1 protein-coding gene is annotated in these 1830 nt (G+C 56.1%); it reads left to right on the top strand.

All coding sequences use genetic code 11. The annotated features are described in order from the left end of the window. Positions 1-1645, top strand: a 1645-nt coding sequence (locus tag KDK14_RS19875) for a PEP/pyruvate-binding domain-containing protein (protein ID WP_257266961.1), incomplete at its 5' end; no start/stop codon positions are given. Positions 1646-1830 lie beyond the last annotated feature (185 nt).

Genomic DNA, 1830 nt, shown 5'->3' with positions numbered 1-1830 from the left:
TAGCGCCCGGGAAATTCGCCAGCGTTATCTTGCCTGCCAGCAACAAAGTCATTGCCAACGCTGCATTGTCCGTAGTTCCGGGGTGGATGAAGATCGCTTCGGTGATGCCCAGGCGGGCAGATACCAGTCCATTGTCCACCATGATGGCGACATCCTGGCAACGTGTCTGCAAGTCCTGGCATCGGCCTACCACCCGGATGCCTGTCCGCAGGGCAAGGTCAGTGCCATGGCTCTGATTATCCAGCAGTACATTCAGTGCCAGGCCGGTGGTGTGCTGAGCAGCCACTTATCACTGAGCGATGACAGGATTGAGGTGGAATATGTGCGCAGTCAACCCGACGAAGCTGTATCGGGCACGTCTGCCAGTCCGGTTCTGCGCTGCACAATCCGGCGTGACACAACTGAGGATGTATCAGCTGACAAAAAATATCATTTCCTCAGGGATTCCAGCGATCAGAACACAGCAATGGGGATTGACGATGCCCTGCTTAGTGCTGACGTCCTGCAATGTTTGCAAGAGTATACCGTGGAGCTGGAGAATCGCTTCTGCTGCCCGGTGGATATTGAATTTGGCATAAGAAGCATAAATAGCCAACAACAGCCAATCTTGCTGCAGGTTCGGCCCGTGACCTGCCTGCCGGGCAGCAATCACTACACCGACAATGCCCCGGAATCCTCCCTGGTGATTGGGACTATTGTCAGCGAAGGTTGTTGCAGCGGTGTTGCTGTTCGCGCCTGCGCCACAACACCATGCCCGGCAGAGGCGCTGTCGCCCGGTGCTATTCTGTTTGCCGATTATGCCGGCGACTGGATGCTGGCCCCGGATATTCTGCAACGACTGGGCGGTTTGGTTTTTCGACTGGGCACCATCAATGGCCATGTTGCCATTGCCCTGCGCCAGGCGGGCAAACCCTGCCTGTTGGCGGGTGAACAGTTCAGCACGGCAGTGGACGCTGCCAGTGGTCAACAGGTCACGGTGCTGGTGGGCAGTTTTGCCGGCGAGCCCGGAGCCTACCTGCTCAAAGGTGATCACTCTGCCCACTGGCAAGCCGTCAGTAACACGTTGAATCAGGACAGCATTGATTCCTGCGCGTTGGCGCACACCACCAGGCCCGCTGAGCCTCTCGACTGCACTGGCGTCGACCAGGCGTTAAGCTGGCTGAACAGCCAAAACGATAAGCTTCTGGGTTATTTTCACCCGGACCGTTTACTGAACCGCTGCCTTGCTCCCGGGCGCAGTACATCAATCAGCATGTCTGCCAACAGAGCCAGACTGTTATCACTGCTGGACAGTGAAATTATCGCCCTGATGCACGATCTGGAGCTGTTTTTCGGCGGTTATCAGCACTTTCTGGCACTGGCACAGGACACCGGCATTGATACCGGCATTGATACCGACTTCGATATTGACTCCGATATTTACCCTGATCCCAAAACAGCCCTGACTCTGCTTAAGCGTGAACTATCAACCCTTGGCGAGCAGTGTCTACGCCTGCAGACATCAGTCCGCAAACTGCGCGAAAAGATCGTCCCCCCCCCTGGCAACGGACCGGGAGCTGCCCGAACAACCGCTCAATTTCAGGCAATGGCGGCAGGACTGCCAAAGCCTGCAGGATATTCTGCAAAAACTGACCCAACCGCATAAAGCCCACATGATTGGTTCTGTCCATGATCTGATTTTATGGTTGCATAAACGATTTGTTGACGCCCTTGCCCCGGTGGCGGCGGCATCTGGCCAGGGGCAGATTACCGTCATGGCTAAATATAAAACGCTGGTCAGCATTCTCCCTTCGGGCATGGCGGGACTGTTAGACACCGCCTGCCTTGGGG

Source organism: Endozoicomonas sp. ONNA2 (assembly GCF_024606365.1).
GTDB lineage: Bacteria > Pseudomonadota > Gammaproteobacteria > Pseudomonadales > Endozoicomonadaceae > Endozoicomonas.
The sequence above is the reverse complement of the archived record's forward strand: the minus strand, read 5'-3'. Positions and strand labels throughout refer to the sequence as shown.